At 45.8% G+C, this 24,179-nt stretch carries 23 protein-coding genes and 1 pseudogene; 6 read left to right on the forward strand and 18 right to left on the reverse strand.

Going from position 1 to position 24,179, the window contains the following annotated elements:
- Window positions 1-512: 512 nt before the first annotated feature.
- On the reverse strand, window positions 513-1,199 hold the full coding sequence (locus G9G54_RS20325) for a TetR/AcrR family transcriptional regulator (protein ID WP_165179385.1): 687 nt from the start codon (window positions 1,197-1,199) through the stop codon (window positions 513-515).
- A gap of 138 nt (window positions 1,200-1,337) precedes the next feature.
- On the opposite strand from G9G54_RS20325, the gene G9G54_RS20330 reads away from it, so the two are divergent.
- On the forward strand, window positions 1,338-2,690 hold the full coding sequence (locus tag G9G54_RS20330) for an MATE family efflux transporter (RefSeq protein ID WP_165179386.1): 1,353 nt from the start codon (window positions 1,338-1,340) through the stop codon (window positions 2,688-2,690).
- Between the two features lie 125 nt (window positions 2,691-2,815).
- On the opposite strand, the pseudogene G9G54_RS20335 reads toward G9G54_RS20330, so the two are convergent.
- A pseudogene (locus tag G9G54_RS20335) lies at window positions 2,816-3,250 on the reverse strand (SUMF1/EgtB/PvdO family nonheme iron enzyme); the annotation flags it as partial.
- 282 nt (window positions 3,251-3,532) lie between these two features.
- Window positions 3,533-4,171 (reverse strand): glycoside hydrolase family 11 protein, encoded by a 639-nt coding sequence (locus G9G54_RS20340; protein ID WP_061831741.1) that lies wholly within the window; start codon window positions 4,169-4,171, stop codon window positions 3,533-3,535.
- Between the two features lie 441 nt (window positions 4,172-4,612).
- On the opposite strand from G9G54_RS20340, the gene G9G54_RS20345 reads away from it, so the two are divergent.
- Window positions 4,613-4,831, forward strand: a complete 219-nt coding sequence (locus tag G9G54_RS20345; RefSeq protein WP_165179387.1) for a DUF6809 family protein — start codon at window positions 4,613-4,615, stop codon at window positions 4,829-4,831.
- A gap of 167 nt (window positions 4,832-4,998) precedes the next feature.
- Here G9G54_RS20345 and G9G54_RS20350 read toward each other — a convergent pair whose 3' ends face one another.
- From G9G54_RS20350 to G9G54_RS20370, 5 genes are all read right to left on the reverse strand, one after another.
- Entirely contained in the window at window positions 4,999-5,604 is a 606-nt protein-coding gene (locus G9G54_RS20350; protein ID WP_165179388.1) for a TetR/AcrR family transcriptional regulator, read from the reverse strand.
- 6 nt (window positions 5,605-5,610) lie between these two features.
- Complete coding sequence (locus G9G54_RS20355; RefSeq protein ID WP_165179389.1) at window positions 5,611-6,216, reverse strand: VC0807 family protein; 606 nt, start codon at window positions 6,214-6,216, stop codon at window positions 5,611-5,613.
- Between the two features lie 270 nt (window positions 6,217-6,486).
- Window positions 6,487-7,239: an amino acid ABC transporter ATP-binding protein gene (locus G9G54_RS20360; protein ID WP_023987213.1), complete on the reverse strand. Its 753-nt coding sequence runs from the start codon at window positions 7,237-7,239 to the stop codon at window positions 6,487-6,489.
- Between the two features lie 15 nt (window positions 7,240-7,254).
- Window positions 7,255-7,914: an amino acid ABC transporter permease gene (locus G9G54_RS20365; RefSeq protein ID WP_023987212.1), complete on the reverse strand. Its 660-nt coding sequence runs from the start codon at window positions 7,912-7,914 to the stop codon at window positions 7,255-7,257.
- 40 nt (window positions 7,915-7,954) lie between these two features.
- Window positions 7,955-8,722, reverse strand: a complete 768-nt coding sequence (locus tag G9G54_RS20370) for an amino acid ABC transporter substrate-binding protein (RefSeq protein ID WP_165179390.1) — start codon at window positions 8,720-8,722, stop codon at window positions 7,955-7,957.
- Window positions 8,723-9,040: 318 nt separating this feature from the next.
- Between G9G54_RS20370 and G9G54_RS20375 the strand changes: the two genes are divergently transcribed.
- The 4 genes from G9G54_RS20375 to G9G54_RS20390 all read left to right on the forward strand — a co-directional run bounded on the left by G9G54_RS20375 (window position 9,041) and on the right by G9G54_RS20390 (window position 13,139).
- Window positions 9,041-9,967, forward strand: coding sequence for an ABC transporter permease (locus G9G54_RS20375; protein WP_165179391.1), 927 nt, complete (start codon window positions 9,041-9,043; stop codon window positions 9,965-9,967).
- 1 nt (window position 9,968) lies between these two features.
- Window positions 9,969-10,919 carry an ABC transporter permease gene (locus G9G54_RS20380; RefSeq protein ID WP_165179392.1) on the forward strand — a complete coding sequence of 317 codons (951 nt, stop codon included), beginning with the start codon at window positions 9,969-9,971 and terminating at the stop codon, window positions 10,917-10,919.
- 196 nt (window positions 10,920-11,115) lie between these two features.
- Window positions 11,116-12,759, forward strand: a complete 1,644-nt coding sequence (locus tag G9G54_RS20385; RefSeq protein ID WP_165179393.1) for a peptide ABC transporter substrate-binding protein — start codon at window positions 11,116-11,118, stop codon at window positions 12,757-12,759.
- A complete protein-coding gene (locus G9G54_RS20390; protein WP_165179394.1) occupies window positions 12,759-13,139 on the forward strand; it encodes a DUF3899 domain-containing protein in 381 nt (126 codons plus the stop codon). Before G9G54_RS20385 ends, G9G54_RS20390 begins: the two co-directional genes overlap by 1 nt.
- 326 nt (window positions 13,140-13,465) lie before the next feature.
- Here G9G54_RS20390 and G9G54_RS20395 read toward each other — a convergent pair whose 3' ends face one another.
- The 10 genes from G9G54_RS20395 to G9G54_RS20440 all read right to left on the reverse strand — a co-directional run bounded on the left by G9G54_RS20395 (window position 13,466) and on the right by G9G54_RS20440 (window position 24,088).
- Window positions 13,466-14,011, reverse strand: coding sequence for a hypothetical protein (locus tag G9G54_RS20395; protein ID WP_061831749.1), 546 nt, complete (start codon window positions 14,009-14,011; stop codon window positions 13,466-13,468).
- Between the two features lie 338 nt (window positions 14,012-14,349).
- A complete protein-coding gene (locus G9G54_RS20400; protein WP_165179395.1) occupies window positions 14,350-15,450 on the reverse strand; it encodes a toxic anion resistance protein in 1,101 nt (366 codons plus the stop codon).
- 97 nt (window positions 15,451-15,547) lie between these two features.
- Window positions 15,548-16,228, reverse strand: a complete 681-nt coding sequence (locus tag G9G54_RS20405; RefSeq protein WP_165179396.1) for a hypothetical protein — start codon at window positions 16,226-16,228, stop codon at window positions 15,548-15,550.
- Window positions 16,229-16,286: 58 nt separating this feature from the next.
- A complete protein-coding gene (locus G9G54_RS20410) occupies window positions 16,287-17,318 on the reverse strand; it encodes an ATP-grasp domain-containing protein (protein ID WP_134903222.1) in 1,032 nt (343 codons plus the stop codon).
- 17 nt (window positions 17,319-17,335) lie between these two features.
- Entirely contained in the window at window positions 17,336-18,172 is an 837-nt protein-coding gene (locus tag G9G54_RS20415; RefSeq protein WP_165179397.1) for an HAD family hydrolase, read from the reverse strand.
- Window positions 18,169-19,320 carry a cysteine protease StiP family protein gene (locus tag G9G54_RS20420; RefSeq protein WP_165179398.1) on the reverse strand — a complete coding sequence of 384 codons (1,152 nt, stop codon included), beginning with the start codon at window positions 19,318-19,320 and terminating at the stop codon, window positions 18,169-18,171. The genes G9G54_RS20415 and G9G54_RS20420 overlap by 4 nt, the downstream gene beginning before the upstream one ends.
- Window positions 19,317-20,663, reverse strand: a complete 1,347-nt coding sequence (locus tag G9G54_RS20425; RefSeq protein ID WP_165179514.1) for a phosphoribosyltransferase family protein — start codon at window positions 20,661-20,663, stop codon at window positions 19,317-19,319. Before G9G54_RS20425 ends, G9G54_RS20420 begins: the two co-directional genes overlap by 4 nt.
- Before the next feature lie 52 nt (window positions 20,664-20,715).
- On the reverse strand, window positions 20,716-21,903 hold the full coding sequence (locus G9G54_RS20430; RefSeq protein WP_165179399.1) for an HpcH/HpaI aldolase/citrate lyase family protein: 1,188 nt from the start codon (window positions 21,901-21,903) through the stop codon (window positions 20,716-20,718).
- Window positions 21,904-22,070: 167 nt separating this feature from the next.
- On the reverse strand, window positions 22,071-22,805 hold the full coding sequence (locus G9G54_RS20435) for a TerC family protein (RefSeq protein WP_023987196.1): 735 nt from the start codon (window positions 22,803-22,805) through the stop codon (window positions 22,071-22,073).
- A 26-nt stretch (window positions 22,806-22,831) separates the two neighbouring features.
- Window positions 22,832-24,088, reverse strand: a complete 1,257-nt coding sequence (locus G9G54_RS20440; protein WP_165179400.1) for a TerD family protein — start codon at window positions 24,086-24,088, stop codon at window positions 22,832-22,834.
- Window positions 24,089-24,179 lie beyond the last annotated feature (91 nt).

Genomic DNA, 24,179 nt, shown 5'->3' on the forward strand with positions numbered 1-24,179 from the left:
ACGAGATAAAATATCTCTTGTTTGATTTTGCGAACAAAATCGTTTTACTCACTCGTTGTTCAGTTTTCAAAGATCAATCATTTCCGGCCATATCAACGCCCGGAATAATAATATATCATACTTCGATGATTCATGCTACTGGTAAATAATACCTCGTAGGTAATCCTTTGAATTTTTGAAGTCCATCTAACTATTACATCACAGCCTATCTTACGGCCGGATACATAATATATCATTTAGGTCTGCTGATTACTACATGTAAATTACACCAATTAATAACCAAGTTATCAAAATCAGTTCTATTACTGTACTGCTTATACTTTCGAATTTGTTTTTCTTCATTAAAGGTACCGTGAATCTTTGACCAGATCTACTGCATCCGATAAATGCTTTTCATGAATAGCGGTTAGATATCTTGCGACGACTTTTTGGGCATCTTACTCTTGTACTAACAATTTAGGGTAAACGTAACCTAATTGAAACCGCCCATCCAATAACCGGATGGGCGGTTTTTACATACTACTTTCCTGCTCCTTTATCACCTGCCCAATCCCCAACAGAATCAGCTTCAATCCGAACTCAAACGCTTCGTCGGTCCCCATCAGCTCGAACAGCCCATTCGTGAACATCCTCCGGAATAGTCCCACTTCTGTCTCGCTCATGGAATTCAGAAGGTGAACCATCTCCTCACCCGGAAGTGCTCCCTGATCCTTGAGGATAGCGGAGACATTACGCTCATGCTGATAATCGTCTAGGACGAAGTAGGAGACATAGTTCACAAGCGTAGTAACCACTTGCATTTTCTGCTCTTGCTCAAGCGGTGTCGACTCCACGCAGAGCAGCATACGGTTGGTAAACCGGATGATGTCCGGTTCGTGGGGCAGCGTCATCATCATGAGCTGCGTGGAGCAGGGGTATCGGTAGAGCACACTCCGCATTGTTACCGCAAGCCCCGTCAGCTGCTCCTTCCAGTCCCCCTCGGAATGAAACTCCTCCAGAATCATTTTTGATACCTGGTTGGCCAAGCGCTGATAGAGATTCTGCTTGCTCTTGAAGTACCAGTACAAAGAGGGAGCCTGAATCCCTAGCCGGTCGGCCAATCGTCTCATACTGAATTTCTCGATACCCTCCTCTCCAAGAAGCTCCCACGAGGCTTCCAAAATCTTATCCTCCGAAATTTGAGGCTGCTTTTTTTTCATCGGTATCCGCCCTTTTATCTAACAGTGTAAGTTTATGCTTTACAGGTTCATAGGTTCATGATATCATCTAACACTGTAAGGCACAACCTAACAGTGTTAGACTGAAGGACAAAATAAATAAAGAAAGTAGTGACTCGCATGGATGCAGAAAACCTCCATTACTTTGAAAAAGCACCGGTCGCAAAAGCCGTAGCTCACTTCGCTGTACCGATGATGCTAGGTACGTCAATGAATGTCATCTATTCCATCTTAAATGCCTATTTCCTTGGTACACTGGGCAATACTACCATGTTAACCGCACTCGCACTAACCTTGCCGTTATTCGCGATCATTATGGCGCTAGGCAACTTGATAGGCATGGGTAGCGGCACATTCATCTCTCGTTTGCTGGGAGAGAAAAAATATGACGATGTGAAGCATGTGTCTTCATTCGCCTTTTACAGCAGTTTAGTTCTCGGTCTTATCATGATGGCGGTCGGTCTCCCGTTGATTGATCCAATCGTTCATGGCCTCGGGGCAACAACTGACTCCTTCGGATTCACGAAGGACTATGTCACGATTATGCTTATTGGTTCACCATTCGTCGTATTATTCTTCACTCTGGAGAATATCGTGCGCTCCGAGGGTGCAGCAATCACGTCGATGATCGGTATGATTCTCAGTGTTGTCGTGAATATTATTCTCGACGCGCTAGTCATCTTCGTCTTCCATTGGGGCGTGATCGGCGTTGCGTCTGCTACGGTCATCTCTAACTTGGTTGCGAGTGCATTCTACGCCTTCCATATGGGATATAAGAGCCAATTCTTAACTGTCTCCGTTAAATGGTTTAAGGCTACCACGGATATTCTGAGCAATATATTCAAAATCGGAGTTCCCGTCTTTGTTATGAGTATCTTCTTGGGTGCAATGTCGCTCATCTTTAACCATTTTCTTGTCGATTATGGGGATCAGGCCGTAGCGGCTTACGGAATTTCATCACGCCTATTGCAATTTCCTGAGTTTATTCTGATGGGCTTATGCGAGGGAGTTGTGCCGTTGATTGCCTTCTCTTTTACAGCGAATAAATTACGCATGAAGCATACCATTGGATTTACAATCAAAGCTATTGTGGCGTTAGCAATCGTGTTTGGTGTTATCGTCTATCTGATTTCCGACCACTTAATTGGTTTATTTACGAGTGACCCGCAATTAATTGAAATGGGTAGCTACATTCTACATGTGACGTTCTTATCCTTGTTCATTACAGGAATGACCTCGCTGTTTACCGGTATCTTTCAAGCAACAGCGCAAGGAACCGCCGCGTTTATTATGTCAGTTATTCAAGGAGTTACTCTGATTCCTGTGTTGTATATTGCTAATCGAATGAACGGATTCCACGGGGTGGTCTGGTCGCTTGTCATTTCGGATGCCGTCGCGTTCCTTTTTGGTGCCATCATGCTGTATGTTCTGCGGACCAAATTGCAGCCGGATTTGGATAATTTAGTACAGTAGAAAACATATAACATGCAAGAAGGCAGGATAAGGACACTCCCCGACCCTGTCTTCTCGGTGGGGTAGAACTGTATTAACCTAAACTGCCCGTTAGTTTAACCTTCATTTGTTGTGCCTTGTTCCGACTATTCTCTACGAGCTATACGAAACCCTTGATCGGGACCAAAGCCATTCGCATCGAACTTACCTCGGAAAGATATCTCGTTGTTGCTGACGTTGCCGGACATATCGTAAATTCCTAACTCGTTGGGTTTCCGGGTACCGATCGATTTTGTTTTATTATAGTTGCTCTCTATGATAGGCCAGTTCCAGTCTCCAGATAAGTATTTGTCTCCGGCGTTTTTCCAATACCATGCGACCTCGTCGGCATTATTGCTTCCACTGTATGTGTAGCCCTTGCTCGCCTGACCTCCGCCTGCAGCATATTCCCACTCCACTTCTGTAGGCAATCGGTAACCGTTAGCTCCCTCATTAATCGTTACTGTCCATTTTATATTATCGTTATCATTCTTATTGTTGCTATTAAAATAAACATTAATAGCTTTCTCATGGATAGATCTCCTTTAAGCTGATAGGAAAAATAGTAGGCCGTGATGGCCTTGCAACTCGCCTCCAGCAGCGTCGAAGGCCGTTCGCCTGGCAGGAAACGGCCTTCAACGCATCCGCACTGACGGATAGACTGGAGGGGAACGGTCATCGGCCTGTCTACAATACTTAGGGCTCGGTGAGTCCTCCATGATCGATTCATTTAAACCCTATCTATCAGACAGCTCTCAAAACCCGCTTATCCCGTGAGACAGTCCCAACCGCGCCTGTTCGTTGAACAGCTTGCAGTTGAGTGGTTACCACACCGTTACGTTAGAGCTCCCGCTACTCTGATACCCCTCTGTCGCCAACACCTGGTAAGACCAGTTACTTCCCAGATTCATTCCTTTGCTCGCCCATGCTTTCACGTGGTTGCTGAAAGTGATTGTGGAGTTGCCCCCGGTCGGTCTCTTCGACTGTCGAACACTCCAGTACTGAATAAACGTCGTTTTTTCGCCTTCAATGGAAGGTGCGTCGTATCGCATTGTTGTGTAGATATCATATGTGCCCCCATCACTGGTCACCGTACCTTTATACGTACCGGTAGGTCGATAAGTACCCCAGCTATCAACGACGTAATATTCGATGAGTGAGTTTCTCGTCCACCCGTAGAGAGCCAAATATCCATTACCGGACGGCGCCCAGACACCGGCATTGTAGTTGATCGTTCTGTTTGGCGATCCAGTAGTCCAGCCTTTGCCGACAACAAAATTCCCGGTATCCTTCCATGTTACGCTGTAATTACCGCCTGATCCATTAACAGCATTGACCGTCCCACCACCATCGGTCCAATTTTGCCAATAGTCTGTCGCTGCACTTGAGGTTGTTGCAAATAATCCAAAACTCATGGAAGCTGCAAGAACTACCGTCATCATTTTCTTACTAAAATTAAACATACTCTACCTCCTAAAATTTTGTATTTGTCCCATACACTTGCTTGTTGGTTGATTCTCTTTGCAGTATATCACCTATACGTTCCATATTCCGTATTTTTTTACTTTAACCTCCTTTCTGAGTGAAATTATAGAATAATAGCGTTTGCATATAAACCTAGCAAATTAAAGCTTTAACTCTATTATGTTTAGCTCTCTTTGAATTTTATAAAATAATTCCAGTATTTCAGCGATGGGAAGCACCACCCGACAGCCTAGTGGCATCTCATGTACATTTTTAACTCAGCTTATATACTAAAAAAAATTTATGCAAATAACGCATAAATATCAATATGCATCCATCACATACAGTAAAATGTGCTTGGGTGATTAGCAGTGCATAATGGGAAATCTCGATTCACGTGAGGACAAACACTTAACTTTTCATAGGAGGTTTGATAAAAAATGATTTTAGAGGATATGTATTATGGGGAATGGCGTCCTAGTGAACAGATAAATTCAACCGACCCTGAATCTCAAAAAGTGAATCAAAAAATTAGTGATCTCATGGAGATGTTGAAAAGCAAATTACCAGCAGCATTCATTCACGGGTACCGGGCGGGGGCATTAACGATGATTGAAGTATTTAGCGAGGACAAAGGAATTGTTGATCCTAATAGATAGATAATGGAGGAGTTATGGTGGTGAGCCCGCTACGCATGCAGATTGTTCTTCCGATCGCTGTTATCCCTAGATTTCTCCTCAGTAGAATATAAACTTAAAGGTAAAATCCAGGGATAGCTGAACGAATGGAATACTTTAAGAGAATTTCAGACGAATGGAGGGGCTGCCTAGCCTCTTCCTGCGCCCAGCGCATTCATCAAGAACTCGTAAATTTCCAGTTCGTTGATTTTATCGCCATCGGTCACTATGTTATGCTGAACTTGCAGTCCGTTCTTGAACACGGTGAACATCCGAGCTGTCCTGTCCGCATCGATTGAAACAGGGATAGCTCCATTCTGCTGTCCGACTTCGATCCACGTTTTGGCAGTGAGGATAGATGCTTCATGATAACGTTTCAGAATGCCAGCCACGGCGGGCTTATCCTGTTGGCTGAGTAGATAAATAAAAATCAGGCTGGCAGCGCTGTCCCCACTACCGATGTTACGAAGCCGATCAGTTAAGGTGTTAAGCGGGGATTTGATTCCTTCTGGTCCTGCGGGAGTCCGGGCGACAGATTCAAAAAAGCGCTGATTGGTTTTCTCCATTCCCGCCTCCAGAATCATACCGAACAATTCATCTTTGCTTTTGACATAATGGTAAATGGCTCCTTTAGTCAGTCCGCTGCGATCCGCAATATCCTGTAGTGTCGTCGCCCGACAGCCTTTCTCCATAATCATCTTTTCGGCAATCTCAAGCAGCTTTTTTAGACTGTCGTTCATCGCTTTATCTTGCATAATCTTTTACCTCCCGTTTGTCTGTCTTTTTATTCGTTTAATGAAACCTATATTCCACCAGATCGTCAAACCAATAAGCCCGTAGGTGAAGAACGGCGATACGACCAGAAAGATCGGTATGGTCAGCGAATATACCAGCACTACTTTGATGAAGGCTTCCAGCAGCAGGCTGAGTCCCCACACCGCCGTTATCAGGCGGAAGTTAAAGCGATAGCGTGGAAGCTTCTCCCATTTATCGTTTATCTGAGGATTATGACCTGTGAATCTTTCCGCAAAATAATAAATTAATGGTCGACCAAAGAGCAGCGAGCCTAGAAACACCAACCCCATAATACCGGTTACATAAGACTCCCGTAGCAAAATGAAGCGTTCGTCACCGCCCAAGAGAACGGCCACCACGCCCAGAATCAGACCAAGAAAGATAAAGCCAGAGAACACATCTGCTTTGCGCGTCCGTATAAGATTGTAGAGTGAGTCGCATAGTGGTACAAGAGCAGCGAAAGACAGAGCCACCACACTGCTCGTATACGGAATTAGCAGGCGATAAGCCAAATAAGGCAATACAAGATTGATGATTAGCGTAAAGATGATTTCGTTGCGAGTTTTATTCATGGTCGACTCATCCTCTCATCATTTAAAACCTACCTTCGGTAGGTATCTTTCATTCTACATACCTTCGGTAGGTATGTAAAGATTAAAAATAATAATCTGTATACGAACCTCAATCTACATATTGCCCAAATGTGGTTACACAGTTCGCATACTCTATAACTACAAAAAGGAGATGGCGTTTGCCATCTCCCTTGCTTTTATTCTTCCCTCATACTTCCTGCTTAAAAACATATTGCTCACGGACACACACTCTAACAAGCAACTATATTTTTAATCCCCCACCCGATTCAAAAACACCTTCGTCCGTTCCAGCTGAGGATTGCCAAAAATCTGCTCTGGTGTACCGGATTCTGCAATTTCGCCATTATCCATAAAAATAACACGATCCGCCACATCTCTCGCAAAGTTCATCTCGTGGGTCACGATGACCATCGTCATATGTTCCTCAGCCAGCTTTTTGATAACTCGCAGCACCTCACCCGTCAGCTCGGGATCAAGGGCCGAGGTCGGCTCATCAAACAGTAAAATATCAGGGTTCATCATCATTGCCCGGGCAATCGCCACGCGCTGCTTCTGTCCTCCCGACAGTCGGGATGGATACGCATCTGCTTTATCTGCTAATCCAACTTTAGCCAGCAACTCAGCGCTTTGGCGACGTAGCTCAGCCTTGCTCACCTTCTTCACCAGCTTCGGAGCCAGCTCCAGATTATCCTGCACCGTCAAGTGAGGGAACAGATTAAAATGCTGGAACACCATGCCCATACCGGTGGTAATGCCTTTAATGTCACCTGCCGGAGCGTACTGACCGTTTTCCACCAGTGCTTTATCATGAATGCGGATCGTCCCGCCCGTCACATCTTCCAGGTGTACCAAACTACGGAGCATGGTACTTTTTCCTGAACCTGAAGGACCTATGACGGCTACAACCTCGCCCGCTTTAACGTTAAAGCTCACTCTTTTCAGAACGTCGAGCTTGCCGAACGATTTTTTCAAATCGGTTACTTCTATTGCATTAGTATTCATATCCCGACATTCCTTTTACTCGAATTTAAAACGTTTTTCCAGCGCCCTGAAGAATAGCGTCAGCACCAAAGCTAACAACAAATAAATAACCGCCGCTACAACATAAGGTACAATCGAGAAATCACGGTTTACAGCCGTATTGGCAAAATGCAGCAGTTCCGGTACCGCTACTGCATACAGTAGTGCCGTATCTTTTACCAGTGTTGTCGCTTCATTGGTTACCGCAGGCAAAGCGATCCGTACCATTTGCGGCACAATGACTCTAATCAGCGTCTGCGACTTGCTCAAGCCCAGCACTTGCGAAGCCTCGTATTGCCCTTTATCAATCGACAACATTCCGCCTCTAAAAATTTCTGCAAAATAAGCCGCATAATTCAGTACAAATGCCAGTACCGCAGCCGTTGTCCGGTCCAAGACCAGATACTCCCCAATGACAGGCAACATCGGCAGACCAAAACAAAAGAACAATAATTGCAGCAATAGCGGCGTACCGCGTATAACATAAATGTACGTATGCATCAGCCAGGCGATTGGCTTAATCCGGCTTTTGGCCAGCAACGTAACGATAAAACCCAATGGAATAGACAAGATGAGCGTGATGAAAAATAAAATAACCGTCATCTGTGCCCCTTCAAGCATAGGCTTCATAATTCGCAAAATATATTCCATACTCATGACCTTCGACTCCTAAACCCTTAGTTCAATACACTACGTATTAATTTAATACTTTATCTTCACCAAACCACTTTTTCGAAATTTCAGCAGCTTTTCCGTTCTTGTGCAGCTCATCCAAAGCAGATTGCAGCTGCATCAACAACTCTTCATTTCCTTTTTTCACACCGATGCCGTATTCCTCAGGGGCCAATGATTCATCAAGCAGCTTATACGTCCCTTGTTCCTTCGACATATAATACTTGGCTACGACCTCATCAATGACAACCGCATCCAGACGTCCGGTTTTCAAGTCCGTCAAAGCCAGAACATTATCCGGGAACTCGGACACTTGCTTCAATTTACTTTTGATCGGATTTGCATCCAATGCATCGGCTGCTGAAGACAGCGTCTGGAGTCCGACCGTTTTGCCCGTCAGATCAGCCAGCTTGGATAGACTGGAAGTAGCCGGAATGACAATCACCTGACTGTTTTTCAGATATGGCTTTGTGAACAGCACTTTTTCCTTACGCTCATCCGTAATGGTGTATCCATTCCAAATGAGATCAATACGTCCGCTGTTCAGCTCGGATTCTTTGGCAGACCAGTCAATCGGCTGAAATTCCACCTGTTTACCCATTTGTTCCCCGGCCGCTTTTGCATAATCAATATCAAAGCCGGTCAGCTCGTTATTTTCATCTCTAAAGCCCATCGGGGCGAATTTATCATCAATTCCAATAATCAATTTACTGTTATCCTTACCGCCGGAACATCCGGCCAACACGATCATCATCAATCCAATTAACATCGTAAACATGGCTGCTTTTCTCATCTTATTCCCCTCCAACAATGGTGACCCCCGTATCCAAGAACAGGTGGCAAACGCTTTAGTTCGTTAACACGTTATCAGAGTATCATCATAACATACCGCAGGATACTCGTCGAGAGGAATAAGCGGAATCTTAGCCTTATATAAATGGAAAACCTGTGACGAAAATTTGACCTGTGTTCTATAATGTAAAACCTTACCTTGACATGTCACCTAAACCGTCTTATCATTTCCTAGTATTCTTATATACTTTTATTTATTTTAAAATTTCAGCAGCCGTAGTATGTAAATCAGCTTGATAGACAGGAGAAATAAAACCCCATGTACATTTTAAAACGTCTCTTTACGATGTTCATTACGTTGTGGATTATCGTCACTTTAACGTTTATCATCATGCACATCATTCCGGGTGATCCGTTCTCGAACGATTCCAAAACCATTCCGGAAGCGGTATTGCAAAATATGCGTGCCAGATACAATCTGGACAAGCCGCTCGCTGTGCAGTATGTGTTGTATCTCAAAAATCTGCTAGTGCTGGACATGGGCCCGTCTATTCAATCGAAAACGACGGACGTCAATATGCTCATTGCCCGAGGTTTTCCACCTTCTGCATTGCTGGGTATTCAATCCATCGTGGTCGCGATTATTGCCGGTATTTCGCTCGGAACACTGGCTGCTCTACACCATAATCGACCACTGGATTATATCTCGATGTTTATCGCGATTGTTGGTATTTCCGTACCCAGCTTCATATTGGCACCGCTGTTAATCAAGTATGTTGCCGTCCAATGGCACCTGCTTCCGGTCGCCTCATGGGGAACCTGGCAGCATACGGTACTTCCGTCGCTGGCTCTCGCTGTTTCACCGCTTGCCGTTATCGCCCGCTTTATGCGGACGAGTATGCTGGAGGTCATGCATGAGGAGTACATACGCACTGCCAAAGCGAAAGGGTTGTCCTCTTGGGCAGTAGTCCTTCGTCACGGATTACGCAATGCGTTGATTCCGGTGCTTTCCTTTATCGGACCGCTATTCGCTTCCGTCATTACAGGTACCTTTGTCGTCGAAAAAATATTCGCCATTCCCGGCATCGGTAAATACTTCGTAGATAGTATCTTTAATCGGGATTATCCAGTGATTATGGGGACGACCATTTTCTACAGTGCTATTCTGGTCGTTACTTTATTTTTAATTGATATATCCTATCGCCTTGTCGATCCGCGAATCAAATTAGACAGCAAAGGAGATTAACATGAAAGCAGCACCTACTGTCGAAAAGGACAGCCTGTTCAGTCTTGTAGACCGTAGCCAGATCCCCACCTCCAAATTGACCAGACCCAAAGAATCACCCTGGCGGGATCGGCTACGCAGACTTTTTAACAACAAGCTTGCTCTGTTGGGGCTTTCCCTACTAATCATGATTATTGTGCTGGCGATTATTGGACCTTCCATGGTTCCCTATGCACCCAGTGATCAATCCCTTTTGAAGACGAATCTTTCTCCTTCGGGAGAGCACTGGTTTGGCACGGATGATCTGGGGAGGGACGTATGGGCACGGACATGGGCCGGAGCTAGAATTTCACTCATGATCGGCTTTGCCGCTGCCGCCATTGATTTGGTACTTGGTATTCTCGTCGGCTGCATTGCTGGCTATTGTGCCGGGCACGGCAAAACGGGCGACAGGATCGACAGCATTCTCATGCGTATTATTGAAATTTTGTATAGCATTCCTTATCTGCTGGTCATCATTCTGCTGCTCGTCATTATGAAGCCGGGACTGCTCACAATGATTATTGCATTATCCATTACTGGCTGGGTCGGTATGGCCCGTGTAGTGCGTGGGCAAATCTTACAGCTGAAGCAGCAAGAATATGTGTTAGCAGCCCGCAGCTTGGGGACATCTCATTCACGTATTATCTTCAGACATTTGCTACCGAACGCAGCGGCAATCATTATTGTAAATTTGACGTTCACTATTCCATCGGCTATTTTTGCCGAATCGTTTCTGAGCTTTCTCGGTCTGGGGATTCAGTCTCCTTCGGCCAGCTGGGGGACGATGGCTAACGATTCACTTGGCGTTATTTTAAGCGGTCAATGGTGGCGCCTATTCTTCCCCGGGCTGATGATATCGCTCACCATGCTGGCGTTCAATACACTTGGAGACGGGCTTCAGGATGCACTTGACCCGCGCTCACAACATTAACAATATAGAGATCGAAATTGGACAAGGAGGGGTGTCACCATGATCCGCAGCTTCTCGCCTAACCACAGGAAAAACGGCAGTTCCTTTATCGAAGTGCGCACACGCGGCATACCTGCGGGAAAGGAGGATGAATAAATCCCGGTACGGTGTACCTTATTTTTAGCATAACTAATCACAGTAATGGAGGAAAACCACGATGAAAAAAATGCATTGGATGACGATCATCTTACTTTTGGTCGTAACGGCTTTGGCTGGATGCTCTGGCACTGCGGACAAAACAGCAAGCAACGACCCGTCCGCTGCGCCTCAAGCAGATATCCCGCAAGAAATTACTGCCAACCTGGCAGGTGGCGAGCCTTATACGCTAGACCCTGCTTTCGCATCAGATACAACGTCCTACTTTGTGATTGATAACTTGTACGAAGGGCTGTATACATACGATAAGGCCGGTAAAATCGTAGAAGGCGCTGCCAGCAAAGTAGACGTATCTCCTGACGGCAAAACCTACACCTTTACGATCCGTGACGGTGCAAAATGGTCAAATGGTGACCCACTGACAGCTAAGGATTTTGAATACTCCTGGAAACGGGTACTGAATCCAAAAACAGCTGCCTACGATCCTTCTGCCCTCTACTACATCAAAGGTGCCGAAGCGTACAACACAGGCAAAGGTAAAATTGAAGACGTGGGTGTTACAGCCAAAGATGATAAAACTCTTGTAGTTGAGCTGAAATCACCGCTGAGCTTCTTCCCAACGATCGCAGTGGGTCATGCCTATCTGCCAGTAAACCAATCGGTTGTTGAGAAAAATGACAAATGGGCAGCTGAAGCGGGCACAATGGTCGGCAACGGTGCGTATGTAGCCAAGGAATGGAAACATAACGAGCAAATTACGCTGGCTAAAAACGATCAATTCTGGAACAAAGATGCTATTACGATGGCAACGATTAATTTTAAAATGGTTCAAGACTCCACAACTTATTATCAAATGTATAAAACGGGCGATCTGGATCTGATTTTGAGCCTTCCCGTGGATACACTGGATCAGGAAAAGAGCAACAAGGAATTCCTGTCGCATCCATCTTTCAGTGTGTACACCTATTCTTTTAACGTAAAACAAAAGCCGTTTGACAATAAAAAAATCAGACAGGCCATCGCCTACGCGATTGACCGCGAAGCACTGGCTACCAGCGTAACCAAAGGTGGCGAAACTCCGGCTTACGGTTATGTTCCATACGGAACAACAACGCCATCCGGCAAAGACTTCCGTGATGAAGCACCGAAAAAATACTATGAGTTTGACGCTGCAAAAGCGAAACAATTGCTGGCCGAAGGTCTGAAAGAAGAAGGTTTGACCAAGCTGCCACCGATTACCTTCAAATACAACACTTCGGACAAGCATAAAAAAGTAGCTGAAGCGATTCAGGAAATGCTGAAAACGAACCTGGGCGTTGCAGTGACACTGGAGAATCAGGAATGGAAAACGTACATTGATACCTTTAAACAGAAGAACTTCCAGATCGCCCGTATGGGCTGGGAAGGAAACTTCCTGGATCCACTTGGCGTATTGGGGCATTACACTTCCAAAAATTCGAACAACTTTACCAACTGGAGCAACCCGGAGTATGACAAACTGATCGAATCCTCAACCTTTGAGCTTGATCCGGCAAAACGCTTTGAACAGCTCCATCAGGCAGAAGACGTATTGATGGAAGATCTGCCGATTATTCCGATCCAGTTCTCTGCGGACACGGCATTAATCAGTCCTAAGATTCAAGGTATCGTATTTGATGCTCGTTCGAACCCAGACCTGCGCTTTGCGAAGCGGGTCGAAAAATAATGATTTTACGTTTCGGACTCACTGCCCTGATTGTCGGTACTTTAGGATTTCTGTACGCCATCCCCCATCTCTTGTATGGTCGTGAAAACATGGCTACTGCAAATCTGCTATTCCTGTTGGGGTTGCTGGGCTTGGTGATCGGTGCAATCTTCCACGTTCTGCAAAGCGGTTTTCTAACCCTCTTCCTGCGGGGATTTGCCGACATCAGACAGTTGTTCATTCGTCAATCCAAGGCATTACGGGAGGAAAATGAACGTTTGCGTTCCGATGAATCTCTGTCAGCCTGGAAAACATCCATGTTCCGCCACCTCAAGGTATATACTTCGGGGTGCGGGACGGGGCTTATCCTTTGCTCGATGATATTAATGGGGATAAGTTAGGGTGGTATGAGAAGCTTTCTTGCGGTTGATGGGCGCTGCGCGTGCAGATTGTTCTTCCGATCGCCACCGCCCTCGGATTTTTATTATTGTACACAACCAGTAAAGGTTAAAATCCGAGGACAAAAGCGAACGCTTCGCTTCTTCAGAACAATTCTGCCCGCTCCGCTGGCAACCGCCGTAGAGCTTCTATACGTTTTAGAGGTGTGCAGGAGTGAAAAGATTAGTGGGCCAAGTGATTTAACTTGGCCTAACCCCTAGACAATACAAAAAAGAGAGAGTACCGCGGAGTTAATTCGGGGACTCTCTCTTTTTTTGTTTCAATAAGTCTACCATCTGCGTCGTTCGTCGCCTCTCAGGGGAAAGTCGCTCAATTCTCCGAGTTGGTCATGTGCAGCCTTATAAATGCGAAGAATAGCTTGCACCTTGTTAAAATCATTGTCTTCCGGGCCGAATCCTTCCATATACATTTTTTGAATGATGTTTTGGAAGAAATCTATACGCTCGCGAACGGAATCCTGCTCGATTTGCAGTACCTCTTCAAAGCTGTGTGTCTCAGCAAAATCAGACAGCTCATCAAATTCCTGTTCCTGATATCGATCTCCCCGAGTTTCAGGATTGAGATCAATAGAGGTACGCAAGGTTGACAATAAAATATTTTCACGCGCCAGCATGACATGAAAATCTTTGTTCTTAAACAGATCCGTAACGATCAAACGGCACATTTCCTTGTTCTGCAGCAGAATCCCGTCAAAAGGATGCAGCGTCCACACACCGTAGTTAAAAAACAAATTAAAATTGAAGCTACTGCTTCCATACTGATATACAATGTTGATTTTCGATTCGTCGATGATTTCAAATGAAAATTCCAGCATGCATTCTCCTTTGGGATTCCAATATTTAACTCTATCCTATCAGAAAATGCATGATTTTCAATAAAAAAATTTATTTCACAGAATCATTTAACTCCACAATTGAATCTGCTTTTTCGCTACTGGCAGCCACAAGTAAATAGACAATCACACACCCGAAAATAAAGGACATCATACGCTCGCTCTCTCCTTTTGTCATTCGCTTTTTAAGAGTTTATGCACGAGAATGCTATGTATGTTCATCATGTCCTTTATTAGCTGCTGCCAAACCAAAAAAAGACGCCTTTCGGAGTCATCCTGGCGTCTTTTTCATAGATTGGGTCTATTATTCTACATTGTCATCAGTTCAAAAACGAGCTTAAACCCTCAGAGGAATTGCTATCCTTCAGCGGTTTGGATGGTTCTTTCCCTTCGATCCCCAGACGTTGGCTAAGGTTGGCATTGATTGCTGTCATTTTACTTGTATAATCGTGGCAGCTTTCAATAATCCGACGGTTTGATTTTTCAGACAGATCCAAAGCAGATACCAAATCACCAATCGCCTGATTCACAGCCTCCAGTGACATTGAAGGCTTACTAAGCAAATCTGTCGTTCTCTCGGTCGTCGTTTTGAGAAGCTTCGCATTTTCCTTGAATTGATCTTCAATCGTACGGTTGGTCGCATCGACGGCTGAAATGATTTTATCTTGATCCGCCAGCGCCATCGCGATCATAGCCGATACAGTGATCAGATTCGATGTTTTATCAATCGCATTATTTACAGAATCAATCAGTTTATCATTGTTATCATTAATAATATCCGTTGCTGCAATCGCCTGATTGTATAACAAAATCATTTCTGTCATTGACTGCGTACGAGTAACCACCTTGCGTAATCCCCGCTCCAGATGAGGCTTACGGTTTTCGTTTTCCGACTTGGCAATCTCGGTCTCAAACAGTTCTTTCAAGCGATTACCAAAGGCAATCTTCGTCTGTAAATTGTAGATTTCTTCAATGGAAGCCTTCTTCAACTGTCTCATGCTGACAATGTTTTCTTCCAGATTATCTTTACCATCTCTCAAGGCAGTAATGATTTTCTCGATGTTCGTCTTCACCGACTGATACTTGTAAATGTAGTTTTTTAACGGGCTTTTACGCAGAAGCTTGCCAAAAAAGCTCACATTTTTGCTCTGCTGGAGCGTTTCGCATTCATCACGCAGCTTTAAGATCATATTGGATACCTCAGCCCGATCACCGGACATGAGGTCGTTTACCGGACGATCCAGCATTTTTAGAGTCTGCCCCGCACGTTCCTGCGTTTTAACCCCCAGCTTACCGATATCATCCATTAAGGTATCCAGGCTCATGACATCGCTTTGTGATACCTTCTGAATCAGCTGTGAAGCCTCCTCAGTCACCTTTTGTTCATCTTCTTTTTTCAATTCAGCCCATGGGGTCGCCATACGCTACCTCCTATTCTGAAAACAACTGTTACCCAAATCTAATCGTTGTTATTCAGAGCAGCTATTCTGCTACTTTTTTATTTTCTCAAAAAATCGCCTACAATTCGGAACTGCTATATCGCTGGTGAATAAGCTCCGCTTTGCTCTGTAATTCCAGCAGATCCTTATGCTCCACCGTGGACACAATTACCGATATTTTGCTGTCCACATCCCGTAATCCGTTTAATAACGTCCTCCGGTTGGTCCGCTTCGCATCGCCGCTGAGCCGAAGAAACGGATTAATCAGTCCGTTCAAATCCTTCAAAATCAATCTCCGAACCGTATGATTCACTTCACTGTTGTTCAGTTCATGCAAAAGCGGAATGACCCGCTGCAAACGTGCAAATAGAGCCAGCGCCTTCTCGACAATCTCGTTATCAAGCGCATCCTTCTGTCCCTCGGAGATCACCATATCCTCCAGTACCTCCAAATACTCCATCACCTGAGCAAATTCACTACTCACCTGAACTGGTTGACGTACTTGTCCTGTTATAGCCTCCGGTCGAACGGCAGCTTCCTTTTCATGCTGCTGTGTCTCACCGACCTGCTCCTGCACCACCGGAATCACGGAACCGGTCAGATTGGGGCGAGGATGGCGAACAGCCATGATGGCGCTGTATCCTCCCAAACCAATGATCGGAATCGCCAAACACACAAACAGTGGCAACCAAAAACTTAGTAAAAGCGCAATCAGGTAGCTAACCACAGCAATCGTGGCACCCCACATTTTTGACGTCATAGCTTGTACCTCCTGACGTAAACCCTTACCATATTGTAGAAAACAATATTTGTGTGTGTCAATGTACGGATTTACGTATGGTGATTGGCTGCTCGATATGACTGGCTAAAATGTCGTATTGCGGATGAAGTGAACCGATCTCATGACCCAAAGCCGACTTCACCGCTAGATAAGGAAAATTGATACCCGACAAACATGATACATGAAGTCCTCCGGACATCCGCGGATTGATCTCTAGCAGCTTGGCATGCTCGCCGTTATATTTTACCTGAATGTTATAATTGTACGGAATGTGATACGCCTCAGCGACCTTCTGTGCCACCTCCAACAGCTCGGGATGCTGCTCCAGCAGCCGTAATCGTCCTCCTGCCTTCCTACGCGGAACTGCCGCTAGCAGCTTTCCGTTCCGGTCGGCCAGGCAGTCAATACTGTATTCGTATCCCTCCAGCAGCTCCATCACCATCAGATTGGGAAATGATTCTGTGGATGACAATACGCGATGTGCCTCCTCGAACGAAATATGATTCAGCGCATGGCCGAACAGCTCCTCCAGCGGATTACGTTCATTGTTAATGATACGAAAGCCCATCCCGCCTTCTGCATTACATGGCTTGAAGCATACCTTATGCCCAAGTGCTATTAACGACTCATAAGCCTGTTTAAACTGCTCGGCATTGCTGGCAATGGCATAGTCGGGAATCGTGACAATGTCCTTTTGACGAATGGATTCATAAAACAGATCCTTTTCCATCAGTTGCTCCAGCAGTTCGGTATCTTGGCATACCATCACTTTTGTCCCAATATCATCAAATAAATAAAGATGCTTGCTAATATCGAGCATATTCCACCGTGGGATAAAGACATCAATTCCGTGCCGCCTGCAAAAATCAGCGCAAAACCGTGCGTACTCCACACCACTGGTGCGAGGCTCTACTTCAGCTATATCACTGGCCTGTAGCGCCATGTGCTGCGGATCTGAGTGCGTCGCATAGATCTCGAACGGAATACCGTCCTCATTGTTACGAATAGCATTCATATAATGATACGCCACTGAAAACCAGCGGTTAAAATACACCTTAACCTTCTTCACAGAGCCACGTCCCCTATCTATTCTGAAAATGAAGTTTGAGCTGCGAATACACTCCGGTGTATTGCATGAACATACGCCATGATTTCGTCCGCTGCATAAACCCCCGACACTTCTGTAAAACGGTAATTGACCTCCAGCTTATCCCGTAGCTGTTCCCGATACAATTCACCATGACGCGGAGCAATCGCATAATCGGCATAGTCCAGCAGACAACGGTCTAGCAAAGAGTCACCGGACGCAACCACTGCCCCTCCATTCGTGAGATTGCGGATGTGCTCCACGGCTGCTTGTTTATTCACGGCCGCAGGTACCAAATACACCTTACGACCTTGAATGGATACCTCCCAGCCCATTTCATGCATGATTCGCGCCTTCTCCAGCACCTGTTCCAGTGGCATACGATCCCGTTCAATCATGAAAGCATAGAATAACTCATCGCAAAAGCGCTCGTTTACCACCCAGTCTTCATGCAGCACCTGTCCGAACACCTGACGTGCTTCTTCCGCATGAGCACCATCACGGCGTACTTGTTCATGAATACGCCGATTCCACTCTCGATCCACCTCGCCTCCAACGATAATGTTTCCACCATTACTCGTCACGGCATATGTGGGAACCAACTCCGTCTGAAACACAGTGATTCGTCTATACTGTTCTATCGTCCGAGTCGTCACGGGCATAAACATCACATCTTCAGGCAGTGTCTTTAACAATTGCAGGGCTTGTTCAGAAATAAAAGCCCACGTTGCCCCGTCTATCTGTTCCGCAGGCAACAGACCAGGGGACTCCAGCGGTACGCCAAGCGAACGTTTGGAGTAAATCAGTGTCTGATCGAGATCACTTGCGTAGATCATTCTTGTCCCCCCTTGAGCGGCTTGATAATTCCGCAGCAGGAATAAGTCAATCCTTCAAATACCTCTACAGGCACTCCACGGTCCTTGGCCAGCAGCATAATATGCTGAAGATTCGGATTATCTTCGCGGTCAATCAGAATTTTCCACGGCACCCTGCGCAGCAGTACACGAGTCGTCTCCCCCACTCCGGGCTTGACCAGATTGATATCCCGAATACCAAATGCCTGCTGAATCGCCTCTATATCCCGTAAGCCTTGCCATGTCACCGCAGACGGGTTCAATGTCATTTGTTCTGCATATGCAATGGCCGTTTCAGCCACGTCTTGAAAGTACCCGGATATCGTATCCACAAACGTATTGGACTGATCCACTGACCGCCAAGATTCATAAAATTTGGCCCCATGGAAATCGTCCGGGCCTATGAGATCGTCGCGTAATACCGTCCGACTCATCAAACCGGATACAGTCGAATTCAGACAAGCACTTGGAATCAAATAATCTTCTCGTGTACCAAAGGTTTCCGAACATCTGCCCGGATCGGCCAGCACCGCCAGATCATCATTTAGACGCAACCCGTAATCCGTGTTCATCTCACGACAGGCCTCAATCAATACCTGGCGAATCGCCCCTTTCCCCGTCCAGCCATCAACAAACTGAAGTTCAATCCCCAGCCCATGCTGCTGTAATATGTATAAAATCGCATTCCGGTCAATGCCTTTGCCACGAATAATAGAAATACTGTAATGCGGCAAAGATACGCCATACTTCCAGTCAATGTAACGCTTGATCAGGATACCAATGGGCGTCCCTGCTCTGGCAAGAGAAACAATCGCCGTGTTCAGGCCTCTTTTTCTCACAATCATCTCAGCCACAGAAGCTGCCGCTAATGCAACCTTTTTGGCAGATTGGGCAAGCGTTTCGTGAAACAATGCAATATACTCTGCTGTCGGCTCGTATTCTACTGGCAGCATTTCTGAATAATGGACTCCCGACTGAATCGCCTCTTCACGATCCTCCGTCCCTTTTTCCAACGTAACCCGGCTCAAATCCTTCAATAAAAAAGTGACATCCGAGGCAGGATAACTGCCCAGCGGTTCGGGCGGATGAATGTTCTTCTGCTGTATTTGCTCCATAAGTGCTTGCTTCATATCCGCGCTCCTTTACTCTCCTGTCTAGCTAAACCGTTAAAATAAACGACATGCACTTTATCGCAGCCCAGACGGGTCAAAGCTTCCTGCATGGGTTTCATCCGCCCTGGGTCTGACTCCCTTTCCATCAAAACGAATATTTCGTCATACTGACCGGGGTCTACATTATAAATAAAATTGCGTACCGTACTATCCTCAGGTGATGGGTATGTCACACCACAAGCGACGCCATACCCTTCTTCTCGGTGGGGATACACTGGACTGCGTGTCGTCGATTGAAAATACACATCCGGGCCTAACTCTGCTGCAATCCGCATTGGAATGTACATGAATTCCCCCGTGCCCATAACCAGCGTGCGTTGCCCAGAACGAAGTTGGTTCAGTCGTTCAGCTGTACGCGTGATTTCTGCATCCAAGGCTGAATTGTCAGCGGATTGTAGACCAAAACGGCCTGTATATTTTAGATAAGGAGCTGTATTGGCATACCCGTCTGTTGACATGGAACTGTGTACTATCCGCTCAAAACCGGAAGTATCCTTTTCAAAACGGTGGTCAATTATTCCAGAATCGTCTTTATTAACCTCTGCCATGCTAGTGGCTGCATGTTCTGAGTGCCCAGCCTGTCCGGCATATGCTGCGTGATCTAGGATCGGTACACCCTGTACCTCAATCTTTCCTTTGAGCAAGCTTAAAGGCGTAATCGTAATGCCTAGCTCTGCCTCCAGGTCGGTGAAAGCCTGCTCGTCGCTGTCTGTCCGCCAATCCAATAACGAAGCAATCACATACTGTTTACGCGGAAAATGCTCCTGAATATCCCGTATGATATTAAGCGTTGTTTTTCCCGTCGTAATTTCATCATCTACCAGCACAATCGGGCCATCTCCTGCAAAGGCATCTTCATCCAGTGCATAGCAACGATGATCAACAGCGTGCGAATGCTCTTCTTCAAACCGAATAATAGGCCGAAGGCCCGGGATATCCTCGCGCGTCGTATGAATATACGAGGCTCCGTCGTCAAACAACCGATACATGCTGTGTCCCAGTGCTGTAGCCGTCTCGGCAAAACCAACAAACTTGATCGGCTCTGTAAAAGCAAAAGCTAAACGTTCATCCATCAACTTTCGGTAGGCCTCTTTCGCATAGTCCGGGTCAAGAAGTCCTCTCACGGCCTCTCCTATCAGTTCATCCATCTGTTGTCCCGCTTGTGGGACAAGCTCCTTATATAGTAGAATCGCCAGCGCCGCACCACTGAGCAGAGAGGTGAATGGGTTTACCGGAATATGCTTGCCCAGCACCTTGCTGACAAATAAAAACGAACGCTTTTTATTGACCCGTGCCGCCATCGCAAACAGCTTGTCCACAGGAAGGCGGAATGGATTATGTGTCTCCGTAATTTTAACGCTGAACTGCTCCAGAATTGGCAGCACATGTGTTTTCGTGGTTGGGTAAGAGACTGACAAAATGTTGTTGTTCATGTAACACCCCGTATACTTTTGATCTATTGATAATACGATGAGCCCAATTCAAATGCGGCTTAATTTCATTCATTTTGTTGGCATAGGTACTTTTGAATACACCCAGACTACCGTCGTTACGCTCAACAATTTCAAGTGCATCCATATACTCTTCATGTGTCACCGCATACATGGCCTGTACCGGTTTAATATGGGAGGGATGAATAATCGTTTTGCCAATAATCCCATTCTCTTTGTCCATCATGACTTCTCGGATCAGTCCGTCTACGGCATCTGAGATGAAGTCCATCCGCAAGTGTCGTCCCGGCTTTCCAAGTGCATCTTCGAAAGGAGACACTCTTAATTGAGGTTTAAAGACACGTTCTCGGTGAGAGAAATATTCCCATACAGGACCGGAAATGACATAATTTGAGCCCACGCGTCCAAACAAGTTAATAATATCTGCGATGCAATCCCGAATGACGGCAATTTCATAAATCGTAATATCCGGGCTGCGTCTCAAGCCATATAGACTGGAGAAATCGGTTGCCCCAATTCGTACATTAAGCACATATTCCTGGTACTCGTCCAAAATTTCTTTAATCGACAGCAGCTCATTCCAGCGGGTTTCCCGATAAATGATTTTGGAGCTTTCAAGAATCGGTAATCCGTACAGCACAGGCATGTTGCTTGCGTTTCCTGCCCCTGTATGCATATTCCGGTTATATTCAGCAATGAGTGCAAAATACGCCCTTCCATTATCCGAAGAGAACTTGGGTAAGACAAAGCCCGTGAGCAGCGACAAAGATTCACCCAAACCGTTCAGTAGTCGTTCCAACTGCTCCACAGAGCGCACACGCACAAATAACAAAGGTAATTGCTGTTCACTCATCATCCCCGTCCGTACATAAGACAATAGTTGAAGCAGCTGCTGTGCCAGCGATTGTTCTGCCTGTCCGACCTGCTGATCCCCTATAGCATCCTCCAGATCCAGAATGACCGTAGTTAGTCCTTCATGTTTTCCATTTTTGATCTCTTCTGCTACTTCCGAGCGGGTCGCTGGCATGTACAAAGCCGCTCCTATCGCATAAGCCAATATACTTTTGGGAGAACGGTTATGAAACTCCAACGGTGGAGTATAAAAGATCGCTTCTACTTCCTCAGAGGTTAAATCATTAAAATATTTCAGGGCCCTTCCCCTCCTCTTGCTCTTTCTTGCCTGACTGAAGCCCTGTGCTTCGGGTATAAAAGAAATCCCCCCTTAGTTTCAGGAGGGATTTCGCTATACTTTGTACATTAAGCCTCTTTGTCGGCCTTTTTCTTTCTTTTCGCCGAGCTGATAACCATTGTGCCTACAAAGACAGCAATCAAAATGCCGAAGAATAAAACCTGCGACATATGAAAGCCAAAAGCAGCAGCCAGCATTTTACCCCCGATAATGGCGATCATAATAAAGGCTGTCTGTTCCAGTTCCGGAAATTTATCAATGAGCTTGAGGAACACTTGAGCAACACCACGCATCATCAGAACGCCGAGAATACCACCCAGGAACAGAACCCATACTTTCTCGCTCACACCGAAAGCGGCAATGACGCTGTCAATACTGAAGGCAATATCCATCAGTTCAACCATTAATACGGTTTTCCAAAAAGAAGTAGGTTTGTTTTTCACTTCTCCATCACCTTCGGACTTGAATAAGCCCTTATAAGCGATATAGAGCAAATAAGCCGCACCCAGTACCTTAATCAGGGTGAACTTAATCAGGAATGTACCCAAGCCAATAGCCAGGAACCTGAATATATACGCACCCAAAATCCCGTAAAATAAGGCTCTCTTCTGTTGTTCCTTAGGTAAGTGTTTAACCATAACTGCGAGAACCAAGGCGTTATCCGCCGATAAAAGTCCTTCCAGCAAAATGAGAGTTCCTATAATCCCCCAACTCACTGGATCAGTAAGCGTAGCTACAACATCACTCCATGAAAAGAAATGGCCGTAGTTTTCGCTGATATTTTTAAACAAATCATTCAACATGAAAAGAGTGCCTCCGATAATTCAATTTATTTGCTACCCTGCGACCAGCGCATGCCCCAGTTATATGCCCGATCCAACTCACGATGACCGCCATAGAACTGCACGAGTCTTTCAATGCTGAACGTTTCATCGTTTACATTTTGAATCATGGCAATCGCACACATCCCTTTGCGATTGTCATGTTCATTCATGTGAACGATAATGTCCGGCCCATCCTTCTGGTACAGCGTGACTACCCCGTCCGCTTGTGACCAGTTCGTGACTCCTTCATAGATGAAGGTAAACACCAAAATTCGCTTAATTTCAGAAATTTTAGCACCATTAATGCGAAGATTTTCCCCTGTTTTCACAGAGCCTGTACGGTCGTCGCCATCCAGAGCAATGTAGGGGAAGCGATTTAGAGAACCGAAAACTTCCCCGAGCGCCTGCACAACGCCTTTATCTCCGTTCTTCATCTCATACAAGCAGCCCAGATCCAGATCGACACCCTTGGAACCGCGATTGAAAAAGCCCTTGCTTTGCTGCACCTGATTCCAGTTTAGATTGATCAGGATTTCACCCAATCCGCCTGAGCCTTTTTTCAGGTTGATAGTGTCGCCCTTCTTCTTCAGCTCAATTTTCCGCAGATTCAGATTCACCGGTGTTGCAGATGGCTCTGGCTTCGGAGCAGGTGGTACTGGTGGCGGCGTTGGTGCTGGAGACGGAGGTGTAGGCACTGGCGTGGGAGGAGCCGGATTATTTTCCACTTCAATCCCAAAATTAACGCACAACGCATCCAATCCACCGGAAAAGCCTGCGCCAATCGCATTGAATTTCCATTCCCCGTTATGGCGGTACAGCTCACCAATGACAATCGCCGTTTCCACTGTAAATCCACTGTCCAAATTAAACCGCAAAACCTCTCCGCTAACCGGATGAGCAAAACGAATGAACCCACCTTGAACCTGTCCAAAATTTTGCTGTTTCTGATCCGCATCATAAATCGTCAGCGTAAACGCAATCTTCTCGATGTTTGCAGGAATTCGCGTCAGATCAAGGGCAAATTGCTTTTTGTCACCGGACTGTTGTCCGTCTGAATAGGTGATAAAGGGCGTGGTCGGATTGTTATAAAAAATTAAGTCCTCATCGCCCGATACTTTTCCTCCAGGACCCAGCAAAAATGCCGAAGTATCCAGCTCCAAAGACGCTAGGGACTCCCAGCCAATCCCTACGTTGACATGGGTCAGGCCAGGATTTGTTTTCGTCAAATCGGCCTTCTGTCCCTTTACTACGATAACAGCCATGATTGTGTCACCTTTCTGTCCGTTTGTCATGTGTCAGCGTACGCTAATGTAATAGCTTAAAAAGAAAGGGTAGCGCCCTATGGACACCACC

The sequence above is a fragment of the Paenibacillus sp. EKM212P genome (assembly GCF_011066115.1).
GTDB lineage: Bacteria > Bacillota > Bacilli > Paenibacillales > Paenibacillaceae > Paenibacillus > Paenibacillus polymyxa_B.

Bases quoted from the DNA above. Each gene is read 5' to 3' on its own strand.
- G9G54_RS20325 (WP_165179385.1), bottom strand. From the start codon at position 1,199: ATGAAAAAAAAGCAGCCTCAAATTTCGGAGGATAAGATTTTGGAAGCC.
- G9G54_RS20330 (WP_165179386.1), top strand. From the start codon at position 1,338: ATGGATGCAGAAAACCTCCATTACTTTGAAAAAGCACCGGTCGCAAAA.
- G9G54_RS20340 (WP_061831741.1), bottom strand. From the start codon at position 4,171: ATGTTTAATTTTAGTAAGAAAATGATGACGGTAGTTCTTGCAGCTTCC.
- G9G54_RS20345 (WP_165179387.1), top strand. From the start codon at position 4,613: ATGATTTTAGAGGATATGTATTATGGGGAATGGCGTCCTAGTGAACAG.
- G9G54_RS20350 (WP_165179388.1), bottom strand. From the start codon at position 5,604: ATGCAAGATAAAGCGATGAACGACAGTCTAAAAAAGCTGCTTGAGATT.
- G9G54_RS20355 (WP_165179389.1), bottom strand. From the start codon at position 6,216: ATGAATAAAACTCGCAACGAAATCATCTTTACGCTAATCATCAATCTT.
- G9G54_RS20360 (WP_023987213.1), bottom strand. From the start codon at position 7,239: ATGAATACTAATGCAATAGAAGTAACCGATTTGAAAAAATCGTTCGGC.
- G9G54_RS20365 (WP_023987212.1), bottom strand. From the start codon at position 7,914: ATGAGTATGGAATATATTTTGCGAATTATGAAGCCTATGCTTGAAGGG.
- G9G54_RS20370 (WP_165179390.1), bottom strand. From the start codon at position 8,722: ATGAGAAAAGCAGCCATGTTTACGATGTTAATTGGATTGATGATGATC.
- G9G54_RS20375 (WP_165179391.1), top strand. From the start codon at position 9,041: ATGTACATTTTAAAACGTCTCTTTACGATGTTCATTACGTTGTGGATT.
- G9G54_RS20380 (WP_165179392.1), top strand. From the start codon at position 9,969: ATGAAAGCAGCACCTACTGTCGAAAAGGACAGCCTGTTCAGTCTTGTA.
- G9G54_RS20385 (WP_165179393.1), top strand. From the start codon at position 11,116: ATGAAAAAAATGCATTGGATGACGATCATCTTACTTTTGGTCGTAACG.
- G9G54_RS20390 (WP_165179394.1), top strand. From the start codon at position 12,759: ATGATTTTACGTTTCGGACTCACTGCCCTGATTGTCGGTACTTTAGGA.
- G9G54_RS20395 (WP_061831749.1), bottom strand. From the start codon at position 14,011: ATGCTGGAATTTTCATTTGAAATCATCGACGAATCGAAAATCAACATT.
- G9G54_RS20400 (WP_165179395.1), bottom strand. From the start codon at position 15,450: ATGGCGACCCCATGGGCTGAATTGAAAAAAGAAGATGAACAAAAGGTG.
- G9G54_RS20405 (WP_165179396.1), bottom strand. From the start codon at position 16,228: ATGACGTCAAAAATGTGGGGTGCCACGATTGCTGTGGTTAGCTACCTG.
- G9G54_RS20415 (WP_165179397.1), bottom strand. From the start codon at position 18,172: ATGATCTACGCAAGTGATCTCGATCAGACACTGATTTACTCCAAACGT.
- G9G54_RS20420 (WP_165179398.1), bottom strand. From the start codon at position 19,320: ATGAAGCAAGCACTTATGGAGCAAATACAGCAGAAGAACATTCATCCG.
- G9G54_RS20425 (WP_165179514.1), bottom strand. From the start codon at position 20,663: ATGGCGGCACGGGTCAATAAAAAGCGTTCGTTTTTATTTGTCAGCAAG.
- G9G54_RS20435 (WP_023987196.1), bottom strand. From the start codon at position 22,805: ATGTTGAATGATTTGTTTAAAAATATCAGCGAAAACTACGGCCATTTC.
- G9G54_RS20440 (WP_165179400.1), bottom strand. From the start codon at position 24,088: ATGGCTGTTATCGTAGTAAAGGGACAGAAGGCCGATTTGACGAAAACA.